This is a genomic window from Sporosarcina sp. P2, from assembly GCF_002743255.1.
GTDB lineage: Bacteria > Bacillota > Bacilli > Bacillales_A > Planococcaceae > Sporosarcina.
Window position 1 is genome coordinate 77,390 of sequence record NZ_PDYY01000013.1, and the last position, 26,163, is coordinate 103,552.

The 26,163-nt window shown below is 38.3% G+C and carries 22 protein-coding genes and 1 pseudogene; 4 read left to right on the plus strand and 19 right to left on the minus strand.

Annotation, left to right across the window (positions count from 1 at the left end):
• Positions 1 to 666: 666 nt before the first annotated feature.
• The 3 genes from pdxR to CSV67_RS13630 form a co-directional block, all read right to left on the minus strand.
• On the minus strand, positions 667 to 2,103 hold the full coding sequence (gene pdxR / locus CSV67_RS13620; RefSeq protein ID WP_099632141.1) for a MocR-like pyridoxine biosynthesis transcription factor PdxR: 1,437 nt from the start codon (positions 2,101 to 2,103) through the stop codon (positions 667 to 669).
• A gap of 217 nt (positions 2,104 to 2,320) precedes the next feature.
• A complete protein-coding gene (locus tag CSV67_RS13625; RefSeq protein WP_099632142.1) occupies positions 2,321 to 3,211 on the minus strand; it encodes a cation diffusion facilitator family transporter in 891 nt (296 codons plus the stop codon).
• Positions 3,212 to 3,430: 219 nt separating this feature from the next.
• Entirely contained in the window at positions 3,431 to 4,315 is an 885-nt protein-coding gene (locus tag CSV67_RS13630; protein WP_099632143.1) for a LysR family transcriptional regulator, read from the minus strand.
• Between the two features lie 121 nt (positions 4,316 to 4,436).
• On the opposite strand from CSV67_RS13630, the gene CSV67_RS13635 reads away from it, so the two are divergent.
• Complete coding sequence (locus tag CSV67_RS13635; protein ID WP_099632144.1) at positions 4,437 to 5,378, plus strand: DMT family transporter; 942 nt, start codon at positions 4,437 to 4,439, stop codon at positions 5,376 to 5,378.
• Between the two features lie 360 nt (positions 5,379 to 5,738).
• On the opposite strand, the gene CSV67_RS13640 is transcribed toward CSV67_RS13635, so the two are convergent.
• The 4 genes from CSV67_RS13640 to CSV67_RS13660 all read right to left on the minus strand — a co-directional run bounded on the left by CSV67_RS13640 (position 5,739) and on the right by CSV67_RS13660 (position 10,684).
• Positions 5,739 to 6,419, minus strand: a complete 681-nt coding sequence (locus CSV67_RS13640) for an acetylglutamate kinase (RefSeq protein ID WP_099632145.1) — start codon at positions 6,417 to 6,419, stop codon at positions 5,739 to 5,741.
• 239 nt (positions 6,420 to 6,658) lie between these two features.
• Positions 6,659 to 6,847 carry a hypothetical protein gene (locus CSV67_RS13645; protein ID WP_099632146.1) on the minus strand — a complete coding sequence of 63 codons (189 nt, stop codon included), beginning with the start codon at positions 6,845 to 6,847 and terminating at the stop codon, positions 6,659 to 6,661.
• A 754-nt stretch (positions 6,848 to 7,601) separates the two neighbouring features.
• Positions 7,602 to 8,507 carry a chemotaxis protein gene (locus tag CSV67_RS13655; RefSeq protein WP_099632148.1) on the minus strand — a complete coding sequence of 302 codons (906 nt, stop codon included), beginning with the start codon at positions 8,505 to 8,507 and terminating at the stop codon, positions 7,602 to 7,604.
• 146 nt (positions 8,508 to 8,653) lie between these two features.
• Positions 8,654 to 10,684 carry a bifunctional diguanylate cyclase/phosphodiesterase gene (locus CSV67_RS13660; RefSeq protein ID WP_099632149.1) on the minus strand — a complete coding sequence of 677 codons (2,031 nt, stop codon included), beginning with the start codon at positions 10,682 to 10,684 and terminating at the stop codon, positions 8,654 to 8,656.
• Positions 10,685 to 10,977: 293 nt separating this feature from the next.
• Here CSV67_RS13660 and CSV67_RS13665 point away from each other — a divergent pair.
• Positions 10,978 to 11,130, plus strand: a pseudogene (locus CSV67_RS13665) (nucleoside triphosphate pyrophosphohydrolase); the annotation flags it as partial.
• 136 nt (positions 11,131 to 11,266) lie between these two features.
• Here CSV67_RS13665 and CSV67_RS13670 read toward each other — a convergent pair.
• The 9 genes from CSV67_RS13670 to CSV67_RS13705 form a co-directional block, all read right to left on the minus strand.
• Positions 11,267 to 11,857 (minus strand): class I SAM-dependent methyltransferase, encoded by a 591-nt coding sequence (locus tag CSV67_RS13670; protein ID WP_099632151.1) that lies wholly within the window; start codon positions 11,855 to 11,857, stop codon positions 11,267 to 11,269.
• Positions 11,858 to 11,982: 125 nt separating this feature from the next.
• Positions 11,983 to 13,101, minus strand: a complete 1,119-nt coding sequence (locus CSV67_RS13675) for an MBL fold metallo-hydrolase (protein ID WP_099632152.1) — start codon at positions 13,099 to 13,101, stop codon at positions 11,983 to 11,985.
• 68 nt (positions 13,102 to 13,169) lie between these two features.
• Positions 13,170 to 13,553: a DUF302 domain-containing protein gene (locus tag CSV67_RS13680; RefSeq protein WP_099632153.1), complete on the minus strand. Its 384-nt coding sequence runs from the start codon at positions 13,551 to 13,553 to the stop codon at positions 13,170 to 13,172.
• 785 nt (positions 13,554 to 14,338) lie between these two features.
• Positions 14,339 to 15,544, minus strand: coding sequence for a MalY/PatB family protein (locus CSV67_RS13685; protein WP_099632154.1), 1,206 nt, complete (start codon positions 15,542 to 15,544; stop codon positions 14,339 to 14,341).
• 88 nt (positions 15,545 to 15,632) lie between these two features.
• Positions 15,633 to 16,841 carry an amidohydrolase gene (locus CSV67_RS13690; RefSeq protein ID WP_199173184.1) on the minus strand — a complete coding sequence of 403 codons (1,209 nt, stop codon included), beginning with the start codon at positions 16,839 to 16,841 and terminating at the stop codon, positions 15,633 to 15,635.
• Positions 16,842 to 17,041: 200 nt separating this feature from the next.
• Positions 17,042 to 18,472, minus strand: coding sequence for an AbgT family transporter (locus tag CSV67_RS13695; RefSeq protein ID WP_199173186.1), 1,431 nt, complete (start codon positions 18,470 to 18,472; stop codon positions 17,042 to 17,044).
• A 235-nt stretch (positions 18,473 to 18,707) separates the two neighbouring features.
• Positions 18,708 to 18,854 carry a hypothetical protein gene (locus tag CSV67_RS16700; RefSeq protein WP_158232946.1) on the minus strand — a complete coding sequence of 49 codons (147 nt, stop codon included), beginning with the start codon at positions 18,852 to 18,854 and terminating at the stop codon, positions 18,708 to 18,710.
• 181 nt (positions 18,855 to 19,035) lie between these two features.
• The gene (locus CSV67_RS13700; protein WP_099632155.1) at positions 19,036 to 19,410 is read right to left on the minus strand and encodes a Rid family detoxifying hydrolase; all 375 of its coding nucleotides are present in this window, start codon (positions 19,408 to 19,410) and stop codon (positions 19,036 to 19,038) included.
• Between the two features lies 1 nt (position 19,411).
• A complete protein-coding gene (locus CSV67_RS13705; protein ID WP_099632156.1) occupies positions 19,412 to 20,080 on the minus strand; it encodes a helix-turn-helix transcriptional regulator in 669 nt (222 codons plus the stop codon).
• A 991-nt stretch (positions 20,081 to 21,071) separates the two neighbouring features.
• Between CSV67_RS13705 and CSV67_RS13710 the strand changes: the two genes are divergently transcribed.
• The gene (locus CSV67_RS13710) at positions 21,072 to 21,464 is read left to right on the plus strand and encodes a VOC family protein (protein WP_099632157.1); all 393 of its coding nucleotides are present in this window, start codon (positions 21,072 to 21,074) and stop codon (positions 21,462 to 21,464) included.
• Between the two features lie 183 nt (positions 21,465 to 21,647).
• Here the strand turns inward: CSV67_RS13710 and sda are convergent, their stop codons facing one another.
• Positions 21,648 to 21,764: a sporulation histidine kinase inhibitor Sda gene (gene sda / locus CSV67_RS13715; protein ID WP_099632158.1), complete on the minus strand. Its 117-nt coding sequence runs from the start codon at positions 21,762 to 21,764 to the stop codon at positions 21,648 to 21,650.
• Positions 21,765 to 22,102: 338 nt separating this feature from the next.
• Here sda and CSV67_RS13720 point away from each other — a divergent pair, with 338 nt between their 5' ends.
• Positions 22,103 to 23,374, plus strand: a complete 1,272-nt coding sequence (locus CSV67_RS13720) for an ATP-binding protein (protein ID WP_099632159.1) — start codon at positions 22,103 to 22,105, stop codon at positions 23,372 to 23,374.
• Between the two features lie 103 nt (positions 23,375 to 23,477).
• Here the strand turns inward: CSV67_RS13720 and CSV67_RS13725 are convergent, their stop codons facing one another.
• Both CSV67_RS13725 and CSV67_RS13730 read right to left on the minus strand, forming a co-directional pair.
• Complete coding sequence (locus CSV67_RS13725; RefSeq protein WP_099632160.1) at positions 23,478 to 24,374, minus strand: AEC family transporter; 897 nt, start codon at positions 24,372 to 24,374, stop codon at positions 23,478 to 23,480.
• A 160-nt stretch (positions 24,375 to 24,534) separates the two neighbouring features.
• Entirely contained in the window at positions 24,535 to 26,004 is a 1,470-nt protein-coding gene (locus CSV67_RS13730) for a methyl-accepting chemotaxis protein (protein WP_099632161.1), read from the minus strand.
• Positions 26,005 to 26,163 lie beyond the last annotated feature (159 nt).

Genomic DNA, 26,163 nt, shown 5'->3' on the forward strand with positions numbered 1-26,163 from the left:
ATAAAAAATACACAGATTATGATCTGTGTCATGAATGATTATTAAATCTCTTTTACATTTTTAGTTGTTTGGGTGACTGGCACTCGACGACAAGATACCCGCTACATTAAAAGTGGTTGGTTTAAATAACCCCTAAGTGGATGGTCCCCGAAAATGCTTTGTATTATAGAATTATACTGTATAGAATGAAGAAATGTATTTCTAAAAAGGAGGAAGGCGTAAAGGTGTTCCTTATTGCATCAATGATTCTCGTGGTCATTATTTTAGCGGTCGGACTAATTATGACCATATCCACTGCTAATTCTATGAATAAAGATTATAGTAGTAAAAAAAGTTTTTCCAATTTGCTGTGGATTTATGTTTTATCACTCCCAGTTATTGTTATATTGACTCTTGTATCTATATTTATATTTTATTAACATCGGTGGACGGTTCAGGTCCCGTGAAAAGGCATATGTTTTCGAGTCTCAGGAACCGTCTAAGTCCACTGAAAAAGTTCGTATTTCACTAATACATTCTGTAGATTCTTCCCTGTAGGTTCCTTGACCGCGGGGTGGATTATTCATCATCGTTCCCTGAATTATGTGGTTGACGTTACAGTACGACAACGACACAATTCTAGGGAGCAAATGTGGCAGCCAAACATTCATTGGCATTCTTCAAACATTATCCCCTGTAACTTCTTAGCGCGTAGGCGAACCTTGAAATGCCTTCTTGTATGGAAGCTCCGTTACCTTTACCATAAGTAAATCGTACGTATCCATTCTTTGAACCCATTAGTCTTCCAGGTACAAATGAAACGCCATTTTTCATAGATTCTTCAAGTAACTTATATTCATCCATTTCGTGGTGTATTTTACACCATAAATGAATTCCGCCTTGTGGCACTACATATGTAACTTCATTTTTAGTTAAACTGTCCAATGCTAAAATTAACGCATCTCTACGCTCCTTCAGTTGGATCCTTAAATTTGAAACATGTTTATCAAATTGAGGGGAATCTAGAAATTGATTTGCTATCCATTGTGGAAAAACACTATGACCGAAGTCTATTTGCTGTTTGCCGTCTGATAAACGCGTAATCACTTTTTCTGGTCCAATAATCCAACCAATGCGTAATCCTGATGCAACCACTTTTGATAAGGAACTAATGTATAGAACATTTTCATTATCATCCATTGACTTTAACGTGGGTCCAATGTCCCCATCGAATGACGTCAAATTATACGGATCATCCTCAATTATGGGAATACCGTACGTTGAGGATAATTCCACTATTCTCTTTCGACGTTCTAGCGACATTTTTGTGCCAGTAGGATTTTGATAATCAGGATTTAAAAAAAGCATACGAATTCGATGTTTTCTTTGTAAAGCTACAATATCATCAGGATTTAAGCCATATTGATCAACTGGGAGTAATAGCGTTTTAATACCAAACGATTGAAAGATCGGTAAAGAGAATGCGTAGGATGGATCTTCAATAGCAACTGTATCACCTGGTTTTAACAGGCACTGAACGATTAGGTGGATGGCTTGCTGAGCGCCCGATGTAATCAGTATGGAGTTTGGCTCAACTTCCATATTTTTATAGGTTTTTACATGTTGACAAATGGTCTCCCGTAATTCCACATCGCCTAAAGGATGATCGTACCCTAAATTCCCATCAAACGCATAATCCTTAAGAATCCTAGCGAATTGAGCGTTAGGTTGTAAATCTGCTGCAAGTTCCCCGCTTGATAGGTTAATCATTCCTTCTTGCTCCGTTTCATTACGAAGTTTCTGTACAAGAGGAAGATTCGGAAGAAATGATCCATCCTCCACATATCTACCCCAATTCGGAACTCTTTTATGAGTTAGTCCCCATATATCCGTATTGATATACGTTCCGCTTCCTTTTATTCTGACAATTAATCCACTCGCCTCTAACTCATCATAAGCAGTCACAACTGTGCTCCGATTGATCCCTAACTTTTTTGCTAACTTACGTTCAGATGGCAATGGCTGGTCCTGAGATAAATCCCCAGATAGTATCCCATTCTCTATTTGTTCCGCAAGTTGCCTATACATCGGTTTTTTTATTGAACGGTCTAGCATAAATTGCATTAAACTCCACCCTCTATTTATATGTTTTCAATATACTAAATTTCGTCGTATGCTCGTAGTGAATTAGTACATGTTAGTATATCATCCCTTACCAGCTGTATCTCTATAGAAGTGGTAAAGATGATCTTGGCCATTTCAACTACATCTGTATCATCATTTGTAGGTAACTTTCGAAGTTCAATCTAATTCTCCCCCACTATGGTTCGTTACTCCGTTCTTATTCCCCTTCGTTACACGTGGTATTTGGTTCTACATGAACGTGAACATCATATACATCATTTTTTTCTTTTAGTTTTTTTTCAACTAATGTGGAAATGTCATGTGCTTGTTTGAGACTTAAGGTTGGTTGAACCAGAATTACAATATCAACTACTGCATTATTACCGTAATACCTACCTTTAATTTCTTTAATTTTTTGAACATCTTTTATGGTTTGAATGGTTTTTTTATAAATTTCAATTTGATTTTCATCAAAACCATCACTTAAATCATGAGAAGCCTCTCTGAAAATATCCCATGCTGTTTTACAAATAAGGAATCCTACTGCTAATGCAGTCAAAGTATCAAGCCATGGCATATTTAACTGTGAACCGAATATGCCTATAGCAGTTCCGATACTGACCCAGGCGTCTGAAATGTTGTCTTTGGCAGCAGCCATGACAGCTTGGCTGTTTATTTTTAATGCTAATTTTTTATTGTATCGATAAACAAAGTACATAACTATAAAGGAGAAGATACCGACATATCCTGCCATGATATCTGGCGATTCCTTTCCTCCCTGGAAAAAGGAAGTGGCTGTGCTAATTAAAACTTGTATACCCACTGCCATCATAATGAAAGAGGCAACCAGCGATGCGATTGTTTCACTTTTCCAATGGCCATATTTATGATTTTTATCTGCGGGTTTCCTCGATAATTTTAGTCCGATCAAGACAGCAATCGATGCTATAATATCCGTTGTATTATTTAAACCATCTGCCTTAAGGGCTTCAGAGTCGCTCAGATACCCTATAAATAATTTTAAAACGGATAGACATATATAAGCGACTATACTGAGATAGGCTCCTCTTTCACCTAATTTCAGATTATGATACCTTTGCTCTTCCAAAAAAATTCAACTCCTTATCATAGAGATTTATCAGAGACGATGTTACACAGGATGAAAACTCGCCTTCAGACAACATGAACCTATGATTACGTCTAGCCAAAGGTTCATTTTTTTTGAAGAAGTATATTTTATTGATACATTTCTTTTTTCAGCTTCCCACAATCTGGCGTCCCCAGTATCTTACATAAGCGCGCCCCATTTTTGAAGATATAGCTAATGCTACTCGAACTTTGGAGGCTCACTTAGCCATGATTTCAGATATTCAATGAACTTTTTCGTAGATGGAGCAAGGGTTTTAAAAGATGAAACCGCAATACCAATTGTTCGATAATTTTCTCCCTCTAGTTTAAGGGCTCGAACATTAGTTGGAATCCGATGTAAAACCATTTCAGGAAGTATACTGATTCCCATACCATTTCCGACCATTGCAATAATTGCCTGGTCATCTGTCAGTTCAAATTTTATATTAGCTGTAACATGGTGTTCTTTTAAAATTCTTATTAAATCGTTATCACTCCCTTTTTTCGACTTGATGAGAGGCTCCCCTTTAATCATTTCAAAACTAATTTCATTTTGATCGGCAAGAGGGTGCTCGTTTGAAAGGATACAGAGCAATCGATCTTTTCTTAAGGGAATTACTTCAAAGTGTTGCGAAGTCGGTAGGGACACAAACCCAAAATCAACTAAGCCAGTTGCGATCCAATGCTCGACATCGTCATAGTCCCCTTCCATCAATTTGATTTCGATCGAAGGATAATGGTCAGTAAATTTTTTTAAGATTTCAGGTAACCAGTGTACAGACACGCTAGAAATCGTTCCAATACGTACTGTACCAATTTCCAACCCATTGATACTGGCTATTTCTTGACCCAACTCTTCGTTCCATTTTAGTATTTCACGTATGTATGTTAATATGCGCTCTCCGTTACTGGTCAATTGAATACCTGAACGGTCTCGATTGAGTAAGGTAAATCCCCATTCTGATTCAAGGCTGGCTATAGCATGACTCACAGCCGATTGGCTTAAACCGATTGTTTCGCCCGCTTTTGTTAGGCTCCCTAATTCCACCACGGTACTGAATATCTCAAACTTCACTAAAGACACTTTGACCCCTCCTCTAGCATGAAAATCATTCATGTCATTCTTCACAAACATTCATTTTTCTAATCTTCAGTTTACAGCTATACTTATAAACAATCAATTCGTGATGGGATAGGTGATCAAAATGAATCGGAATACGTCGTCCGGGGTAGTACATGGGATAGGATCGGATACTCAATTAAAGGCAAATTTCATGATGCTGATTGTGACGATGCTTTGGGGTTCATCCTATTTGTTTACAAAAATAGGTCTTGATTCTATTCAAGAGTTTAACCTGATAGCACTACGTTTTGGCATAGCCTTTATATTAGCCGGCGCTGTATTTTACAAGCGGTTAATACGTATAGATCTCAAAACAGTGTTTTATGGATTTCTACTAGGGTCCATCTTATTCGTATTATTTACGGTTGTTACGATCGGATTAAAATTCACATCTATTTCAAATGCAGGATTTTTATTTAGTCTATCCGTTGTATTTGTTCCATTGTTACTAGCCATCCTATTTAGAAAAAAACCTGAAAACAAAGTGATTTTTGGTGTGGGTATCTCCATTACTGGGATTGCTCTATTGACGTTAACTAATGAATTGACGATCAATTCCGGGGACTTCCTCATCATTTTAGGTGCACTATTTTATGCCATTCTCATCATTGTGACAGACAAGTTGACGAAAAACGTTGATTCGATCGCACTCGGGATTTTACAACTCGGCTTTACTGGGGCATGGGGGCTTCTATTTTCATTATTTCTCGAAAAGCCACATCTTCCTGACACAACCAAGTCATGGGTTTCTATACTGGCTTTAAGCATACTTTGCAGTGCCATTGGATTTATTGGCCAAGCATGCGCACAAAAGTATACTACACCAACGCATACAGGTCTTATATTTTCATTAGAACCCGTTTTTGCAGCATTATTTGCTTTTATTTTCGTACAGGAAACACTACAAGCTACAGGATATGTAGGGGCAATTCTTATTTTAATTGGTATCTTAACCGCTAAGTTTACTGTTAAACGGCCTTTTAGAAAAAGATTCAACCAAACTGTTGATGGTTCTGAATTCTAGCCAACTATCCACGATCAACATGGTAAAGGGTATGCAAAGGCATGTAATTATTCATTGCAAGGGTCCGGCTAGCCTCCTTAGTGTATTGGGAGATGTTAGCATTCACGTAAATACGCAACTTTGCTTAGGTTTCTTTCTTCATCAAATGTCCCTTTAAAAGAAAAATAAGCGCTATTCTTTATTACAGAATAGCGCTCGTTTGTTGAATAACTAATGAGCTTTTATTAACTGATAGTAACTTACAAGCGTTAATATTTCATATGTGCATAAATTCTTGCCATTGTTAAACTAAATTAATAAGGCACTGAAATTATAATTGGAGCCGTTTATTACCTGATTGTGCAATTAACAACTCTTATCCTAAAAAATTTGGGGGAATTGTTTCACAATCGCATTAGTTAGTGTGTCCGCCATTTGTAAAGCTTCTGCCTCAATTTTGTTAAACACATCAATACTTGATTGAATATTGTTTTGGAGTATAAGTACTGCTTCCTGTTTAGTAAGAGCCAGATGCTCGAAAAACATTGCTTGAAATTTATCTTTTGAAATAAAAGGATTTATTTCACTTAGAAATCCAGCAATTTCTTCTCCATTTTCGTGCCATCTTCGATCTATAGCTGCTACAGCTCTCTGATCACCGGCTTTTGCAGCTTTGACAAGTTCCGCGGCAATTACCAGGTGCTCCCTTATTAATTTGCTGTACATGTCGGCTATTTTATTTCCATAGTAAGGTCTCAATAAATTTCCATTATCTGTAGCGTTTTGGAGTAGACGTGCGGTAACAGCATCTGTATCAGGTGAATTAAAAGCAATGCTATTTATTATCATTCTTGTCCAGTATACGTGTTGTAACCAAACTAAACGCATGGAATTACTTAAACTTTCTTTCTGTTGATTATAAATAGGTTTGTCACCCCATCCCTCATGACATTGAGGGTTATGGTCAAATTTATAATTCGCTCCACATTGGCAATAAGGGTTTAAACAATTACGTTGATAATAAGGGTAACCGCCGTAATACCCCTGATTATTTTGCCACATCTTTCATCCCTCCAAAACCTTTAGTTCTCATTAAATTACTATATGTAATATAATTCAATTAGGTGTTTGTCCTTCCTAGTTGAATGATTCACATTCGTAAATCAGCAATTTTTAATTTGAAACTTTTTCGGGATTGCTTCACAATCGCATCAGTTATTGTGTCCGCCATTTGTAAAGCTTGCGCTTCATTTTGTTAAACACAGCAATAATTGATTAAACATTGATTCGGAGTATAAGTACTACTTCCTGTGTAGTAATATCCACGTGCTTAAAAACATTTCCTGGAATTCATCTTTTGAAATAAAAGGGTTTATTCTACTCAGATATTCGGCAATTTCTTCACAATTTTCGTACCATCTTCTCGTTATAGCTTCCACAGCTTTCTGATTGCCAGCTTTTGCAGCTTTTGCAGCTTTGACAAGTTCCACAGCAATTAACAGGTGCTCCCTTATTAATTTGCTGTATCTCTCGGCTACTCTATTTCCATGAAGAGGCTTTAATAAGCTTTACTACCTCCCTTTACTACAAAATGGTCCTATTGTGGAAAGGTCGCTAATCCTTCGTCAAGAATTGCGCCCAATTCTGGAATTGTAACGCTCAATTGCCTACATTTTTTCTAGCTACTCTATCTTTACAATTTAAAACCAACTCAAACATGAAAAAAGCTAACAATCCACTCCAAAAAATAAAAACTGGAGGAAACAAGCCAGTTGATGTAAATAAATAATAAAAATAATCGATTCCCGAAACGAACGTGTACGTAAAAAACCCAAAACCCAACCCTTTTTTAGAGTTGAATACTTGTCTATCATTCATTTTTCTGAAGAACATCACATGTCACATCCTTAACTTCACAATCAGGCCCGTTGTTGAATAAGCCGACCTCTTATATCTCTATTTTTTCATAAAATCATTTATTCCCTTCAATGGTATCAGTTATTTCAAATACCATGTCCGAAACTTCTATCAGCCATGCAATTAGCAGAGCGACATAAATTTACGTGTTGCTGTTTATTGGTTTACCCATTGCGTTGTTATTTTTTGCTGATTACCGCTTTACGCATGGATATAGGTACAAAAATAAGGACGCTAATTCATATGCGAATCGCGTCCCCAATTGGTATGCTATTTACTGTTTTCTCTCCGTGTTCTGAATCCGTTCACAGTACACGAAAATCTTTTTTACAATATATACTTATCGATCTTCAATACCAATTCTGCGATTTCCGGCTTACTGACTTGATCGTCAGCTCCAACACTATCTCCTTTATGCTTCAAGTCATCTGTGATGAGTGAAGAGAAGATGATAATCGGCAGTCCCGCAAGTTGAGGCGTTTCACGAATTCGTTTTGTGAAATGGTGTCCGTCCATTTGTGGCATCTCGATATCCGTGATGACCAACTGGACTTCCTCTTTCACATCAACACCATCCGCCACTAGCGTTTCCAAATAATCAAACGCATCTTTGCCGTTTTCATAAAAGTCGAGATTCGCGTAGCCTGCTTCATTGAGCGTGTCATACAATAACTTACGCAATAACGGGGAATCTTCCGCAATCAAAATGCGTTTATTTGATCGTTCACGCTTCCCAAGCTTCTTCACTTGCTCCAAGTTAATACCTGCGTCTGGATTAATATCCATAATGATCTTTTCGAAATCAAGCAACAGCAACATATCGCCATCGAGCTTGATGACGCCAATCACCTGAGAGTTTTCCGCTGCATAAATGCCAGAAGGTTTCTCAATTTGATTCCAAGAAATACGGTGGATCTGCGTCACGTTATGTACGCGGAAAACGACCGTTTGTTTATTGAATGATGCGACGATATACTTTGCATCTTCCGGATGGCTTGAAGGGGCCATTCCTAAAATTTTCTCCATACTGACGACGGGCAATACTTCGCCACGCAACTGAATAATTCCTTCCACCGCAAAATGTGCATGGGGAATCGGCGTGATTTTCAATGGCATGATAATTTCCTTCACTTTGATCACGTTAATGCCATAACGGTTCCCTTGCATCTCAAATCCGACAATCTCCAGCTCATTTGTGCCACTTTCCAATAAAATTCCTGAATCATTGGACACGCTCTTCCACCCTCTCAGACGATATGGTCAATTGCTAATATATGTATTCCAAGTATATATAATTCATTGGTGCGATAGAACTAGTATATCACACCAATTGACTATCAATCTATGGGTATATAAATAAATCTAGTAATGAGTTCGAGTTAAGGATGTACGAAACCTCGCGTATTTGACTCTGCCAGCCAGCTTTCGAGTTGTGGAACGGTCAAGGGTTTCGAGAAATAGTATCCTTGGAAAGTCAAATCAGACTTCAAACCAAGCAGAAATTCCACTTGTTCTTCTTTCTCTACGCCTTCGACGACTATTGTCAGATCCATCGAGCATCCGATCGCTATGATGGCATTCAGCACTGCACTGTTCTTCGCTGGCGCGGGTACTCTGTCTGTAAAGGACTTATCGATTTTCAGTGTCGTAATCGGCATCTGCTGTAAAAAGGACAACGACGACACGCCAGTCCCGAAATCATCAAGCGCGATCGAAAACCCATAGCGCCTGAATCGTTTCATAGCCGCAATAGCCTGGTTAGTGGACTTCGCCGTACTCGTTTCCGTTAGCTCCAGTTCAATACGACTTGGATCGAATCGATACGCAGTGGTTTCTTTCCATAACAGATCGAGTAAATGTGGTTCTGTCACGTATTCGCCAGGAATGTTAATGGCTACTTGCGGTACATGAATACTTTGCGAATCCCAGTTATGAATCTGTCTGCACACTTCGCGAATAACCCAGTCCGTCACTTCTCCCATTCGCCCTTCTTGCTCTAGGATCGGAATGAACGTCGTTGGGGGGATCGCGCCAAGTTTCGGATGCGTCCAACGAAGCAATGCTTCCACACCGACAAATTCATGGCTAGCCCCTTTTACTTTCGGTTGATAGACGAGATAGATCTGTCTTTCATCCAACGCTTTGGAAATATCGCGCAAGACATCTTGCTCATACGACATTCCGTGGGTCACTGGATCGAACGTCACCAATCCCCACTCATGTGAAGCTGCCGCTTGTTCCACAACCATCAATGCTTCCTTATATAACGTCTTCACGGATTTGTTTTGATCAGCCTTAGCTAATCCACATGCATAACGCATCTCTTGGTTCTGAATAGGTAATAGTTGATCGATATCTCGTTGCATAAGGACTAAGTTTTTATAAAAATCTGCGGTGCGTCCCGTAGATTCCACACAAAATAGATAACGATTTCCGCTGACACGATATAACTGTGCATAGGAAGGTTTCCACTTCGCAAACAACTCACCGATTTGCTGCAGGATCTTATCTCCTTCTGAGTAACCATATAATTGATTGATACGTGGCAGATCAGGGAAATTCCAAATCGCAACATCTCCCGCTGCGACTTCATCGGTCAAACAACGTTCCCAATTCCGTCGATTCGGCAGTTTTGTCAAGACATCGAAATACTTCAGCCAATAATCGACATAGCCGTCAATATAGGAGATCAATAACATGCCGAGAAGCAAAAGCCCAGAGCCAACGCCGATCAAAAGATTCATCACTTGCATATGCATAACAGACTCACTTAACGCTTGTCCTTCTTCTACATAATACGTAGTAGCGAGTATGCCTAGATAATGCATAGAAAGTGTCCCGACTGTCAGGGAAAATGTCGCAAGTACTTTTGATAGCGAAATACGTTCTAGATTGCTGATTTCCCGCAATGCGAGATATGCAAGCAATCCAGCAATCACGTTCCCCGCTATAAGTAATTTCCAATCGTAGACGATTACAGCATCCACCTTCATCGCTTTCATACCTATAAAGTGCATAGCGGTCGTACCTTGCGCAATCAACGCTGCCCCTACTGCATGACGCCAACAAGCTTTCATCGGACTACATACAAGCTGGAACGCAAGTAATGTCGCAAAGAAAATGGGCAATATACAAACGAATGCCCACCCATAATGCACATGCACTTCAATCGGCAACAAGAGTGAATTCATCGCAAGAAAATGGGTTGCCCAAATCCCAAACGATAATGCCAGTGAAGCCAATAAGAGCCATACTTCCCGCTTAAAGAAACTTGGCTTTAGCATACGATCATATAATACGAGTGTGGTATAGGAAGAGAACGCTATCACCAAAAATGATGCGAGTATCATTTTCGGTGAAAAGGAACCGATTAATTGTGTATAGTCTTGGTAGTCTGGTGTCGAAAACATCCGTTCCACCTCCTTACCCCGTTAGATAGGGAAATTCATACTTTATCATGATTCTAAGTACTCACAGCTGACATTGTACAAAATGAGTTGCTTACTACTTATTATTTACTATTCGACAATACTAGTCAATCAATTTTGTATATATTCTGGACATTTAGCAATCTAATCCACTAGTAATGTGGTAAGTGTATAGGGTTTTCCGTTAACCCGATGGCAAAATCTCTTTGGTTATCACAGTTTGTAAGGGATTATGGTAGAATAAAGCAAATTACAGAACTAAAGGAGAGATACAAATGCCCATCTACAATAAACTCGTTCGCGACCTCATCCCGGAGATCATCGAAGCGGATGGAAAAACTTGCGTGACCCGCATATTGAATGATTCACAATATATAGCTGAAATAAATAACAAGATGCATGAAGAATTGGCGGAGTATGAGGAAGCGAGTTATATTGGTATAGAGGCATTTAAAAAGAAAGTCAGTAAAATATATGAAAGATTCTACTCTTCAGACCAATAAAAAGACGTCCAATTTTTCTAAAATCGGACGTCTTTTTATTGAGTAGATTATCACTTGGAATTTACGGTTTTTGTCCAACGAACTGGATGACATGAGAAAGTCCTTTATGGAGGTCGCCTTCATGGCGTGTGACCTCTCCAACGAAAAAATGAATGATTCGCCAATCACTGAATGCGTCCAGAAAGTCTTCCGGTCGGTAGAGAAAATCCAGCTCTTTGGGGCCTCCGCTTTGATAAGGGATTTGGTCTTGTGAATAGACTTCCGCTATAAAATACCCTCCAGGCTTTACGGCTTCTTTGACTCCATGAAGGGTTTTCAGTCGGACTTCTCCTGGGAAGTGACCAAAAATATTCACAACTCCATCCCATTGATTCTTCTGCCACTGTGCTTCTGCCAGATCGATCCGTTGCGTGTTCACCTGGACACCTTGTTTTGCTGCCAACTTTTTCAACTTATCCAATCCGGATTCGGCATTGTCCCATGCCGTGACGTGCAGCCCCTGTCTGGCCAGGAAGACAGCGTTTCTTCCTTCCCCTTCCGCGATGGTCAAGACCTCCCCAGATAAATTCCCCTGCATATCCTTTAGAAATACATTCGGTTCGGTCCCATAGATGTATTTCTTGTCTTTAAAGCGTTCATTCCAGTTCACCATTGTACTGCCTCCTTAGTTTTGGAGTAAATTCTGCAACTCCCAACAACGGTGGGTTTGCAATCGGTATTGGGCAAGCAAGTCCTTTTGCATCAAATGATTTATCTGTCTAAATCATTTAAAACCCTCTATACTGCGCAGTTGTTCGGGCCAGTCTCCATTTCCTTCGCTTCTTCAGGCGGTGGATTAATCTTGCCCATATTTGTCTGTCGGATTTCTTCATATGCATTCGGCTGATCTTTCAGACCTTCCGTTACCCGCTTGATAAACTTTTCTTCATCTTTTATCTGCAGTCCCTCATTGTTCTGATAAAGAACAGACAGTTTCGCTGACACACTGCCGTCTTCATTGAGCTCACTGACGTCCGAGTAATGAGCCGGAAGCACAAGCAGGTCATCAGCCAATTTTTTGTAGCGGCTGTAGAGGGTTTCGTACAGATCTTCTGCCCAGTCGCCCGCTTTACCGGCAAGATCCGGGCGGCCAATGGATTCTACAAACAGAATGTCACCCGTGAGCAAGTACTGATTATCGACCACGAATGTCGTACTGCCGATTGTATGCCCAGGAGAGTATACAGCTTCAATCTCTGCGCTGCCGACTTGAAATTTCATTCCATCAACGACTGGTTCAAATTTAAAAACCACTTCTTCCGCATCATCCGGCGGCAAATAATAGGTAGCATCCACTGAGTTCGCCAGTTTTTTACCGCCTGAAATATGGTCCGCATGCAAATGCGTATCAATGACATGTGTTATCTTCAGACCTTTTTCCCGCGCAAACTCTTCGTAGGTTTCTGTCATCCGGCTAGCGTCAATAATTGCCGCTTCCCCGTCGGATTCGATCATATAGGATAAGCATCCTTTGCCAAGTCGCACGAATTGATAAAGAGCGCCTCCAGGCAATTCACCAATTTCAACTGCTTCCAGCTGTTCACTCCAGGCTGCCATGCCGCCTTCAATCGAGTAGACATTGTCAAAGCCCTGTTCTTGCAAATAGGAAGCCGCTTTTTGGGAATTGTTCCCTCTTGCACACACTGTATACACGTTCTGGTCTTTCGGCAAATCCTCCAGACTCGTTGAATTGGGATCACTCAGCTCCCTGAAAGGAATGTTGATGTATTTGACTTGATCTCCTTCAATCTGCCAGTCAGCCGCCTCGTCTTTGCTGCGTACATCCAGCACATAAACCGGTTCTTTCTGAAACACCTGATTCGCCACTTTCTTTGGGGATACTGATTTAATTTCCATAAATAATTCCTCCATTCCATAAACTCTTATTTACCGTCCGAGTTATACTGTACGGTAAAAAAATCAGCTTAAACTGTCTTATCAATACAGCCAATCAATCTCTTTTCAATATCCACCGCAATTTCCTTCAGCGAGTCGTTATTAACCATTTCTATCAGCGCACTCGGTTTCGGCATGCCTATTTTTGTTGTACCCTCTTCTTCAAAGATAACAATTTTGCATGGAAGGAAATACCCAACGAGCAGATCTTCGGATAGTACGCGGTTTGCTTCCTGCGGGTTGCAGACTTCAAGAATCGTATATGGTGTATCGAAATCAGTGCCTTTTTCCTGCAGTTTCGCAGTCAAATCGAAATTCCAGAGCACACCGAATTTTTCGTCCTTCAGATTCGCTTCCAGATCCTTCACCGCTTCATCCTTGCTCTTGCTTGTTTCCACTGTGTAATCAAACATTTGTATTGCTCCTCTCTTGTGTACTCATTCTTTTCTTAAACTTCCCGTATTAATCCCGCCAAAACATTTCTTCTGGAAATAAGCCTTTACTACTTAGTAAAAATAACAAAGAACAAAAGCGGTCATCGTTTTATTTGCTATTTTATTTTCCAAAGCAATTAGCCATTGAAATCGGGAAATAAACACTACCAAAAGCAAACAAAGACGCAAAACCATCCAGTAGAAGTTCTAGACGTATCCGATTCTTTTGAAGTATGCGGATGAGCTAAGTGAATTGGAGTGGATCTTCGAGAGGAAAGATTTTATTTGAAGATGGTGTGTTTGGTTGGGTATGGGAGATTTATGAGTATCGATTGCATTGGTATTTTGAGAGGAAGAGTTCTGTTTAACACACAAAAAAGTTGTAGCCATTGCGCAACTTTTTTGCGAGTCGGATCTAGGCTACAACCCTTTAACTACTTACGCAAAGAGTTGTCTTTGAAATGTTTAATTTTCTAAATAGGAATATTTTAATATAAATGAAATGAAACCTAAAACTAACCTCTTTAACAATTATATCTCCTCCTGTAAACATACCCTTTCAACATCTTACAGCTAAGTGTAGTACCTTGTAGTTATAATGATAAAGAGCTCTTAACAATAGGTTGCTACTATCATTTTACTTTTAAAAACAGAAATGTTAAAATCCACACAAATAAGTAGCAACTACATCTCTTCTATCAAAAATAGAGCAATGGGTTAACTAAAGTGTTAATTTATCCATTGCTCTATCATTTATTTAAATTTTATCTATTTAAACGCTCTAACTTTTTGCTTTTCTTTAATGCCGCACCTAAACGATGCAATGCTTCCTCTAATGCGTCTGTTGGCAATGCTAAGTTAATCCGCTCAAAGCCGTTGCCTTCTTCGCCAAAGATGTACCCTGACGTCGTAAAAAACGCGGCATCCTTTTGCAAAAATGATTCAAGTTCTTCTTGATCCAAACCTAAAGCATTAAAATCTAGCCATTGCACATAAGTCCCTTCAATCAATGGTGCTTTGATTTGTGGGAAATATTCCTTAAAGTAGTCATGTACTAAATGTTGGTTGGTATCAATCACCTTTAACAACTCATCAAGCCAAGCTTCTGATTTTGTATAGGCTAATTCATAAGCCTTATACCCTAAAATACCAACCATATTCCCAGTTTCTACTGCCAATTCTTGATTGAATTGTTCACGAATTTTTTTATTTGAAATAATGATACTAGAAGCCATCATCCCCGCCAAGTTGAAGGACTTGGAAGCTGCTGTACAAGTAATTAACTTATCTGTCAACTCTTCATTAACCGTTGCAAGCACCGTATGTTGATGTCCTGGCATGATAAAATCATACCAAATTTCATCTGAAATCACATATAAATCATGCTTCACAGCAATGCCTGCTAATTTTTCTAACTCTTCCTTTTTCCAAACTCGACCCACAGGGTTATGCGGGCTACAAAATAACAATATTTTGTTGTTCGGATCTGCTGCAGCTTTTTCAAAAGCCTCAAAGTCAATCGTATAATCGTCATTATTCTTTAGTAACGGTACATTTACTTCCGTACGCTCATTATCCTCAATTGCCATACTAAACGGATAATAAACGGGACGAAAATTGATGACTCCATCTCCCTTTTTTGAAAACATACGAATTGCTGTATAAAAAGCGGATACAATCCCTTGAGTGGGAACAATCCATTCCTTTTCAATTTCCCATTGATGTCGTCTTTTTTGCCAGTCCACTACAGCCGTTAAAAAGGATTCATAAGGACCTGTATAACCAAGCACTGCTTCATCTAGATATTCCCTTAATCCTTCTATCACTTCAGGTGGGTTTTTAAACTCCATATCAGCATCTGACAATGGGATAACATCTTCACTCACATCTGGATTCAACTTATACATTTGCTCCCATTTCAATGCACCTTTATCTTTTCGGTTCACTCTTGTTGTAAAATCGTATCCCATTTCTAACACTTCCTTATATAGATTGTACTTTTTATACTTTTTATACCTTTTCTTCCTATCTTAATCGTCTATTCACAAGAATCATATATTATTTAGTTAGAAAATCTACTGCAAATTTAGACGTTGCCAAAACTCCGTTAATTAGCGCATTTTCATCTATATCAAATTGATTATTATGATGCTCTGCACCACTTCCGTACCCTTCATTACGAACACCTATAAGAGCAAAAAGCGTAGGTGCTATTGTTCTATACTCACTAAAGGTTTCAGTCGCATACCAGATTACATCATGTATGACAGAACCTGGAATAATTTCTTCATTACCAGAAATCGCTAGTTCCGCTAGTTTTTCATCATTTATAACCGGATCCCCACCAATTTCGAGATTTTCTCCAAATTCAACGGTACAATTATGTGCCTGTGCAGTAAATTCTGCAATTTTCTTTACTATATCCAAAGCCTTTCTGCCTTCTTCCACATCAAAAAATCGGAGAGAACCCCGAATATTCACCTTATCTGGAATGATATTATCTATCTCACCACCATGGATTTGCGTCAATCCGAGTGTAACCGTTTTTGTGACGTCAATTTGATTCGCCCATGCATTTGTAAGTCCAGTTAAAATATTGGCTGCAGCAAAAATTGGATTAATGGATAGATCCGGACGTGAACCGTGACCACTTTTCCCATGTACAGTGAAATTAACTAATTTACCTCCGGCCATTCTCGGACCTGCATCAACACATATTGAACCACTGTCCATAAATGCCGTTAAGTGGTTGCCGTAAATGGCATCGATTCCTCTATTAACTAAGTGTTGAACCATCGCCTCAATACCGGAGCCAATTTCTTCCCCTTCTTCAAAAATAAAGTAAACTTTACCACTCAAATCATGCTTCATTTCTGTTAGTATTTTCATTGTGGAAAGTACAATAGCCATATGACCATCATGTCCACATGCATGCATAACTCCTGGATTTTTAGAGAAATACTTTCTTGGTCCAGCAAGATTCTTCGGATTTTCTTCTATAGGAAGTGCATCAATATCTGCTCTAATTCCTAATGTCTTTCCTGGTTTTCCTGTATCAAATAAAACGGTGAAACCAGTGCTGCCAGGTACTTCTTCAACTTCCAATCCTAATTCCTTTATTGTATCTTTTAAAAATTTAACTGTTTCGTCTTCCTCAGAACTTAGTTCTGGATATTCGTACAAATACTTACGAATGCGAATGGTTTCTGCTTCTAATTCTTTCGCTCTGTTTTTTATGAATGTATTCATTTCTGTCATTGTCGTCATGTTATCGCCCTTCCCTCATTTATTTAAGATCATATAAGTGAATCCATTTCATCGTGACAAAAATCGCTACATCAAGATATGTGTTTAAGAAGTTCACAACGAAACCACATATCAAACTGACGTGAAGTTAAACTCGTATGATGAAATGGATTAAAGTGTATATTAAACATGCATTTGTAATCATTTACTTTTCATCCTATTTATTCGCCACCAGTCCAGCCGACAATTGTTAGTATATATAGAATGACAAAGCTCATTAGCATGAAGATTAATACTGCGGGGAAAACCCAACGTACCCATTTTGTAAAGGGTACACCTGCCATTACACAAGAACCGATTGTCCAACCAAGCACTGGAGACACTAGATTTGTGAAACCATCACCAAACTGGAAAGCTTGAATTGCTAACTGATTTGGTAGACCCAGCGTGTTGGCAATTGGTTCTATGATTGGAACAAGAATCGCTGCCTTACTTGTAGCTGATGGTATAAGCGGATTAATTATAGCGACAACTATACTTATTCCAATTGTAGCAAAACTTTGGTTAAGCTCCATTAATGGCTTTGTCATGGTAAAAACAATTGTATCAATGATATTTCCTTCCGTTAAAACCAATGACATAACACGAGCTAAACCGATAATAAAGGCAATAAAAGCTATAGAAGCAATTCCCTTAGAAAAGTTTTCACCAATATCATCAAAGGACATACGAGTCAATAGTCCAATAACGATAGCAGCTATTATAGCAACAACAGTAAAGAAGTGGTAAAGCTGTTCTCCCCCAAATACAGAATAAGCGATGATCACTAAAAAATGAGCAATAAAAACCAATAGTGCCAAAATACTTGTTAATTTAAGTTTTTCTTCTTTTATTACATCGTCTCCATATTGATTACCTAATTGGTGTGCTCTCCATCCATTACTATACATTAGAGAAGTTTTTTCATTACTTTGAATTTTTTTGATGTAACGCATAAGATAAATTAAGCCAACAATCATAAATAAGTTTACAGAAATGAACCGAAATCCGATTCCGGAATAAGGTGTAACACCAATCATCAATTGAGATATAACATGGCCTTGAGGTCCAGTTGCGAATCCAATTAAGGTCGGAAAAGTTGTAATACCGATAGCAACAAGTGGATCCAGTTTCAACTTCCTAGCAAATATGACACCAATTGGTACTAATGCAATCAGTGAATCACTACCTGCAAGTGCACCAATATAAACCATCAATATAAACATTACACTAACTAAAATACCCATCCCTTTATCTTGTAATTTAAAAATAGCCCAGTTCAAAATATTATCTATTGCACCAGATGCGAGTAGTACAGCAATTGTTGCACCCGATACTAAAACAAGGTAAATAATGATGCTAGACTCATTCAATCCATCCAATATTAACATCATCATCTTCCAGGGACTTACAGGAGTTTGATGTCCGAGGAACGCAAACTGATTTCCTAAAACAGTCCCATCCTCATCCGTCGCAAAATTACCTGCTGGGATTATATATGTTGCAATACTGCCCAATAATAATATCCCCATCATTATCCAAAATAAATGTGGCAACTGGAACTTTTTCTTATTAATAATTAGATTTTCATCTGCCTTAAATTGCTTTTCCATAATGAGAATCCCCTTTTTAATTTAGATGTATTCTTATCATTTAAAGGATATATTCTAAAACACTTTCACTTGGAAGCCTTATATGTTTACATTACTTAAGCACTAAAATTTTATACCCATCTCAAAAAACTTCTAATCATGAACTGAACGAAAGCGCTTACACATCTTTCATTCAAGTTTAATTATGTCTAGATGTAGTATTTCTCTTCAAATGAATACTACATCTTTTAACCAATTAACTTCTTATAATGTTTTCTTTCTTTTGAAATACTGGCACATCTATTTCAATAGTCTTCGGATATTTAATTCCAGCCCCTGTATTTAGTACAACGACTTGTCCATCTTCTTTAATCCAACCATCTTCCCGAAGGTGCGGCGGCAAATGCTAACGTACCTTCGGGACAGACAAATGTCCCCTCTGAAGAAGCGATAAAACTTAATTCTTTCATTAGAGCGCCGTTACTTATAGCTATTGCACAGCGGTTTGTTTTTTCAATACCTTCCACTAATTCTTACAATTCACGAAGTCCTTTATAAATGCCAATATAGCTATAAGTCATTTATTAACGAATGGCAATCGATTCAATTTCAACCAAAGCGTTTTTGGGAAGTTCTTTGACTCCTACCATGGCTCTAGCTGGTTTACTATCACCGAAGTACTTATCGTATACTTCATTTACTTCTACTACTTTATCTAATGAAGTAAGGTAGACTGTATTTTTCACAACATTTTTTGCAGATAAACCGGCGGCTATCAAAATCGATTCTATATTTTCCAGACACTGCTCTGCCTGTTCCACGATATCTTCATTCATTTTATTGGTAGTTGTGTTAATAGGTAATTGACCCGAAATGAATAAAATATTATCCCTTTCTACTGCTTGTGAGTAGGCACCTACTGCTGCTGGAGCATTATCGGTATGAATCTTCTTGAACATATTAATCATCTCCCAAACTATTATTAAAACTTTGCTCCATACGAACTTTCTGAAGGTAATTGTAAATAGTGAACTTCGACACTCCTAGAACACTAGCGATATATTCAGTAGCACCTTTAATTAAGAATGTACCCTTCGACTCTAATTCCCTAATGACTTCTATTTTTTCTTCAGTATCCAACAGTGCAGGAGCTTTAAAGTGTTTTTCAAGTGCTTGCCTTGTCATTGATTGGATCACTTCATGTACATCGGTATAAAAGTTTTCATTTCTTTGCACGTCCTCTTTGAAACTAATAATTTCTTGAACTTCACCTCCCAGTTGAATTAATAAACTAATATCAAAATTGATGCATAACGCTCCTATTACCCTATCGTGAGAGTCTTTCAAAAATACAGTTGATGATTTCATAACGGAACCTTTTCCAGATACTGTTTTGTAGTTCGCAAAATCTTCCCCATGCCCATTTTTTAATTGCTGTAACACTAAATCCGTGATTGGTGAACCAACATCCCGACCTGTCACTGATCCAGCCAAGTGGATAAGCGATTTTTCCAGACTACTAAAATCGTGTACAGCAACTTCGCACTTCGATCCAAACATCTCGACTAAAATATCAGCAGTGCGAATCGCGTGATCAAAAACTAATTTATTTTCTTTTTCCAATTCCATCCACTCCCACCTCTCGTTATCTAGGTAAAGCAACTATTCGGATAACTATATAATCAATATTATCAGACTGTTATTTTAATTACAACAAATTTTTAACCATTAAAATTTTGTTGTAACTGAAATCTTTTTATAGGTTATAAAGTTTATGGCTATCTGACAAATCAACAAATGAGAGTTTGGCGCATTTATCACAGTAATTTTAAATACTATGAAATGGCTGTTTTAACAGAACTTCGCGAGTATTTTCGGACAGGAGATGTTTCTATTGTTAGGTAGCAAGTTCACATTCACTACGTCCACTTGTCCAATAAAAATAAAGCCGATGATTCCTTAGCGTAGGAAAAATCGGATTGGTGGTTGTTTTTAATAACTTTTTGAACGCAATTAAAATACCATGGTTATATGCTTAAGATGAATTGTTAATTTGTACATCATTTTTTGTTTGAAAAGACATATGTATTCTCCATGCTTCTTTAGTTAACATAACGACACTTCTAGTAGTTGATCCAGGCAGACAAGCACTTGTAACACTTCAGTTCCCTCTATGGCCTTTCCCTTTCGTTATGTGTGAAATATACATCGTTATATTAACGGGCTTTTGGTGAATGACAGACCTGTCTAACTGAATAGCTATGCAGATTGACCTCAACGATGAGTAGATGAAAAACCCTCGCGGAAAGTCATGGGGAAATTCATTCAAATTTATCCATAATTAGCATGTGAATCCTTTTTATAAGTAACGACATTCCTCTAATACCTATGTCTATGTCCTATACGCCGTCAATACGGACCCATGTTTCATTCTTATATGCACCTACAGGTACCAGGTCCCTACACAATTAGGGTGTCAGTTACTTTTAAAAAACGTACTATTAGATATACCAGACCCGAAAACATGTTGCGATAAATAATACTCAACAAACAAGCATTTTTGACTGTATCCGTATCAACTCGTATATACTACATACAAAAGAGAAAAGGAGCAAAACCCATGATTAATAAAATCGGTCAAATTATGTTATATGTACACAATCAAGAAGAGGCAGTGGATTTTTGGACGAAAAAGGTTGGATTTACTGTAATTTCTGATGAGGATAACGGTCAAGGTATGAGATGGATTGAAATAGCTCCAACCAAAGAAGCGGAAACGAGTATAGTCCTTCACAACAAGGAAATGATTGCTGAGATGCAGCCGGAATTGAATCTTGGCACTCCTTCTTTACTGTTTTTCTCAGAAGATCTCGAAACGTTACATAGTACCTTGTCAAATGAAGATATTACGGTGGGAGAGATAGTCGATATGCCTTCGGGGAGGGTATTTAACTTTGCCGATAGCGAACAAAATTATTTTGCGGTTATGGAAAAAGTACATAACGAATCGTAACGTGTTGCATGAAAATACTAGTTGTTCCATTCGCTTCCACTTGTATACATGGGAACCGCTTGAGATTGTCAGATCAGTTCAGAAGCTAACACTTAGTTGGTTGGAACATGTCCGAATGCAGTTAGGATTCATTCTGATTCAACAAACTAGATATTTCATTAGACAAAAATAACGCCATGGCATCTATATACCACGGCGTTTCATTTCTTCTTCAAGCAGTTCAATAAATTCTGGTTCTACCTGTACTTCCCCTGTGCGCTCATAGACCTCAAGCAATGCTGCGTTTGATAAGTTTAGCATAAGACCCCTACTTTCTTGTATATGAACTTTGTTTGTTTACCATACCCCTAAATCAAGCATTTAAACCTTTACGTACATAATCGTATCAGTTTTTTCACTCATTTTGTTGCTCGCTGCACGTCCAGCTAAAAAGCAGAACAAAGAGTTCCAAACACCATTTCTTTTACAAGCACTAGTGAAAATTCACTAAACGTGATAAAAGACTGAATATTTAATACGCTTTTTAATACATTATCTGTTATAATTTTAATAAATATTTTAAAGGAGTTTTAAATATCACATACTTTATCGATGAAGGTAGAAAGACGGAACTGGCTAAAGGCATAGAATCGTTACTAGTGGGCCATGTGGTATATACGTATACAGACAGTAACAAGTATATAGAACACGCTACATCATATATAGCTGAAGGATTGGATAAAAATCACGTCATTTTGTATGTAGATCAGCCACAGAGTTTTGCATCTGTTAAAGAAAACCTTAGAAATAACGGTTATTCGGAAGAACAAATGGATAACATTTATTTTGTTGATACCCACATAGCATATAAAAAGCATGAAGATTTTAATCCTGAAGCTATTTTAAAGGATTTACATGACTTCTTTGAACCTCATGTGAAAGAAGGTAACGTGCTTCGCGGGTGGGGATTGGTGACTTGGCGTCCTCAAAGTATAAAAACGTTAGTTCCTTCGGTCGCATTACATGAACAAAACTTTGATGAATTTTTCTCTAGAGTAGCTAATATCACACGTAATTATATCAATGTGTGCGCGTATGATAGTGTATCTTTATCTAGTTCACTCTTAATTGAACTTTTGCAAACCCATGAATACCATATGACGGATACGCATTTCTTACCTTCTCATTTATATAAAAAAGAGTCTCTTCGTTTCACAGGAATATCCAAACAACTGCAGTTTGAAAATGAACTACGAAATCATGATACGCGTAGAGATAAATTACACATCACGGGAAAATTGGCTACCATTATTGCCCATGAACTTCGCACTTCCCTAACTGTCGTGCAAGGTCGTTTACAATTATTGGATTTGACTGACGGCAATCGTAGTGAAGCCGGTCAACTACAACTTGACGGGATCAAAAAGGAATTACAGGAAATCGAACAAATCGCTTCCAAATTCGTATCTTTAGCTGAAACACATGTAGTAAATAAAAAAGTGATCAATATTACGGAATTAATCGAAAGTGTTAAGGTCCGGATGGAGTCGGATATGGACATGAAAGCCATTGCTATACATGTACTATCGGATAATCCCAAAATGACCATTTTTGGTGATGAATTAAAAATAAGACAAGTATTTATTAATTTAATAAAGAATGCGGTTGAGGCTATGGAAACCGGAACTATTACAATTGATATGAAAGACGATGTTGACCATGTGACTATCGACGTTGCTGATAGTGGTCCAGGTATCCCTGATGTTATTCTACGTCAAATAGGTGAACCATTCATGTCATCAAAAGTACATGGGACGGGATTGGGATTGTTGATCTGCGAAAAAATCATTAGAGATCATAATGGGAACTTAGTACTTCAAACGGAGGTTGGAAAAGGGACGACCTTTACAGTTAGTTTGCCAAAATCATAACTAGGTTTATAACGTTGAATGAGTCTCCTTACGAAAAGAAGCAGAAGCCATTTAGGGCTCCTACTTCTTTTTTGATTTTCTCGAAAAGTTTATGACTAGTCGTTCAAATCAGTACATTCAATAAAATACTTAACGTAATAATACTAAGTAGCGTAGAAATCAAGGTGATCATCGAAACTAGTTCCGGCTCGGTATCAAATTCAATCGCATACATCGTCGTGGTGGCCGCTGTAGGCATTGCGGAAATGATGATGAGGACTGTCCCTACTAGAGGATCCAACCCTACGAACAGCACGAAAACAAAAGCAAGTATAGGCGCAATGACCATTTTCAATACTACGCCCGAAATGACAACTTGCCAATTTGGCCTCTTACTAATCACTGATCCTAGTTGCATGCCGAGCAAGATCATCATTACGGGAATCGCGGCATCCCCGACCATAGACGTCGTAGACAAAATCGATTCTGGTACGGAAATCTTGAAGTACTGGAAGAGGAAAGCGAAAATCGCAGCATACGTTGTCGGCATTTTGAAGACCATTTTTATGGATCGACCTATTCCGCTCGTACTGCGTGACGCGTAATACACACCGAAGAAATTATTTTGTAGCGATTGAATCACCATGATGAAGATGGCATACGGCAGCGCTTTTTCTCCTAAGCTAAATAACACGACTGGCAAACCATAGTTTCCCGAATTCATGAAACCTGTGGCCAGTATGGAGGCACTTTCTACTTTCTTCTCCCACTTAAAGATTTTCGCAATCACCTTGTTTAGTAAAACCATCGCATAAAAAAGTGAAAACATATAAATCAGGATGGTCATATAACTCGCATTGAAATCCGCCTTATATAAGGAAGTAAAGACAAGGGCTGGCGTTAGTATGTAAATTGAAAGAGAAGAAATCGATTTGATATGTAAGTCTTTGACTCGTTGTAAAATGAATCCGACTGCGAATACTGAAATGATTGGTAAAATAACTGTAAAAAATAATCCCATTTATACACCTCTATTGTTCCTGTCATCTCAGAATCTGGATTGGACGTAGGTGCCTTTGATAAACTTCAAAGACACCTTACGGATTCCATACTACTAGTAATCTTGTAGATTGTCTCCTTATATGAGATGTTCATTTGCAAATGGTACATTACTTATTACATTACGTTCCACGAATTGCAATGGCTTCATCATGCGTTTCATGAATATAGTTTGCAATTTCTTCTTGCTCCCCTGCCAATTCAGTCAGCGTGGCATTTAACTCTTCCACTGCTGCTGTGCTTTGCTCAACTACCGCAGCAAATTCTACCGTGCGCTCACGTATCGTTAATGTTCGTCCCGTAATGACATCAAATTCACTTATGAATTTAGCTAACCCATTTTGCAATGCAGACATGACTTCATGCAACACGTTAAATGACGCACTGGATTCATCCGCCACACTGTTTTGCATCGTCAACTGCTTTACCCCTTCTTCTAATTTTCCAACCGCAATCGTATTCGTACTATTTAACTCCATAAGATTCGTGTCGATCTTCTGAAGTGTCTCATCTGTCAATCTAGCCAGTTTACGAATTTCATCTGCGACTACCGCAAAGCCTTTGCCATGTTCGCCTGCACGCGCTGCTTCAATCGATGCATTTAATGCCAATAAATTGGTTTGCTCTGTAATTTGTTTAATGGAACTTGCAAACGCATTGGTCTCGTCAATTTTACTTGAAAGAATACCAAATGTATGATTCAAATCTATAAAGAATACGGCAAATGTATCAAGGCTCTCTTTCAATTGAGTCATTTGTGCAGTTCCCGCCTCCGCTTTACTACCTGCATCATTTGTTTTGTCGCCCAGTTCACCAAGGCCTGTCGAAATCTCTTGAATCGCTTCATATGTCTGTTCCGCGTTTTCAGCAATCTCCGAAATATGATCGGCTTGATGTTGGCTACCTGAACTCACTTCATTGACCGCCTCTAACATTTCGCGCTGGGAAGTCGTTGACCTAGCCGTATTCGTTTGAATAAACGCTAGATTAGACGTGATTTTCGTCACGGCTGCGTCAAGCTTCTCAAACAGCATTTGTTCTTCTTCGGCTTTCTCCGACGTAAGTGCAAGAAGCTCTTCTACGTGATGAAAGACACGATCATTCTGTCTCACTAATAAAAACAAACAAAGTGCAGTGAGAAAGTGAAGTAGAATCAAATTGGAACCGCTTCCAATAATGATTTCAGGTGATATGAAATATCTATTGTTCACGAGCAGTGCAATCAAGCTCAGTACATAGGCAATTCCAATAATATGCATTTTCCCATGAACGGCACCTAACACTAAGACTAGATAAATCACGCCAATCGTCCCTAGGTTAGCATTTGAGAATAAAATGAGACTCATGGAAATGCAAAAAGTCAAAAAAATTAAAATGTAAGGAAACTGTCTTGCGATGAAAGTTGATTGATTCATAAATAAGTAAAAAATGATGGCCACGACGAACGGAATGGCAACGGATGTAATAATAATCATGGACGACTGAAGAATGATTTGTGCAAGGAGTCCAAGTCCCGCTGTTAGTCCAAAACTGAGCGCCATAATGTTGTTTTTGTTCATCCAATCCGTGTGTTTTAGTTCTTCAATTTTCATCTTTCATTCTCCTTTGGTGGCAATAGGCCCAGGAGGGTTATGGAATACCCTTATGTATAAGGTATCATTTATAATAATCTAAATACATAGGTAATTTGATTCAATTATATTCATATAACTTTTCAGCAGAAGAGCTATATGACGTTTTCTGAAAGTATA

Bases quoted from the DNA above. Each gene is read 5' to 3' on its own strand.
- CSV67_RS13675 (WP_099632152.1), bottom strand. From the start codon at position 13,101: ATGGAAATTAAATCAGTATCCCCAAAGAAAGTGGCGAATCAGGTGTTT.
- sda (WP_099632158.1), bottom strand. From the start codon at position 21,764: ATGCTAAACTTATCAAACGCAGCATTGCTTGAGGTCTATGAGCGCACA.
- CSV67_RS13670 (WP_099632151.1), bottom strand. From the start codon at position 11,857: ATGGTGAACTGGAATGAACGCTTTAAAGACAAGAAATACATCTATGGG.
- CSV67_RS13660 (WP_099632149.1), bottom strand. From the start codon at position 10,684: ATGTTTTCGACACCAGACTACCAAGACTATACACAATTAATCGGTTCC.
- CSV67_RS13695 (WP_199173186.1), bottom strand. From the start codon at position 18,472: ATGGAAAAGCAATTTAAGGCAGATGAAAATCTAATTATTAATAAGAAA.
- CSV67_RS13690 (WP_199173184.1), bottom strand. From the start codon at position 16,841: ATGACGACAATGACAGAAATGAATACATTCATAAAAAACAGAGCGAAA.
- pdxR (WP_099632141.1), bottom strand. From the start codon at position 2,103: ATGCAATTTATGCTAGACCGTTCAATAAAAAAACCGATGTATAGGCAA.
- CSV67_RS13730 (WP_099632161.1), bottom strand. From the start codon at position 26,004: ATGAAAATTGAAGAACTAAAACACACGGATTGGATGAACAAAAACAAC.
- CSV67_RS13680 (WP_099632153.1), bottom strand. From the start codon at position 13,553: ATGTTTGATTACACAGTGGAAACAAGCAAGAGCAAGGATGAAGCGGTG.
- CSV67_RS13725 (WP_099632160.1), bottom strand. From the start codon at position 24,374: ATGGGATTATTTTTTACAGTTATTTTACCAATCATTTCAGTATTCGCA.
- CSV67_RS13685 (WP_099632154.1), bottom strand. From the start codon at position 15,544: ATGGGATACGATTTTACAACAAGAGTGAACCGAAAAGATAAAGGTGCA.
- CSV67_RS13635 (WP_099632144.1), top strand. From the start codon at position 4,437: ATGAATCGGAATACGTCGTCCGGGGTAGTACATGGGATAGGATCGGAT.
- CSV67_RS13710 (WP_099632157.1), top strand. From the start codon at position 21,072: ATGATTAATAAAATCGGTCAAATTATGTTATATGTACACAATCAAGAA.
- CSV67_RS13705 (WP_099632156.1), bottom strand. From the start codon at position 20,080: ATGGAATTGGAAAAAGAAAATAAATTAGTTTTTGATCACGCGATTCGC.
- CSV67_RS13700 (WP_099632155.1), bottom strand. From the start codon at position 19,410: ATGTTCAAGAAGATTCATACCGATAATGCTCCAGCAGCAGTAGGTGCC.
- CSV67_RS13640 (WP_099632145.1), bottom strand. From the start codon at position 6,419: ATGTGGCAAAATAATCAGGGGTATTACGGCGGTTACCCTTATTATCAA.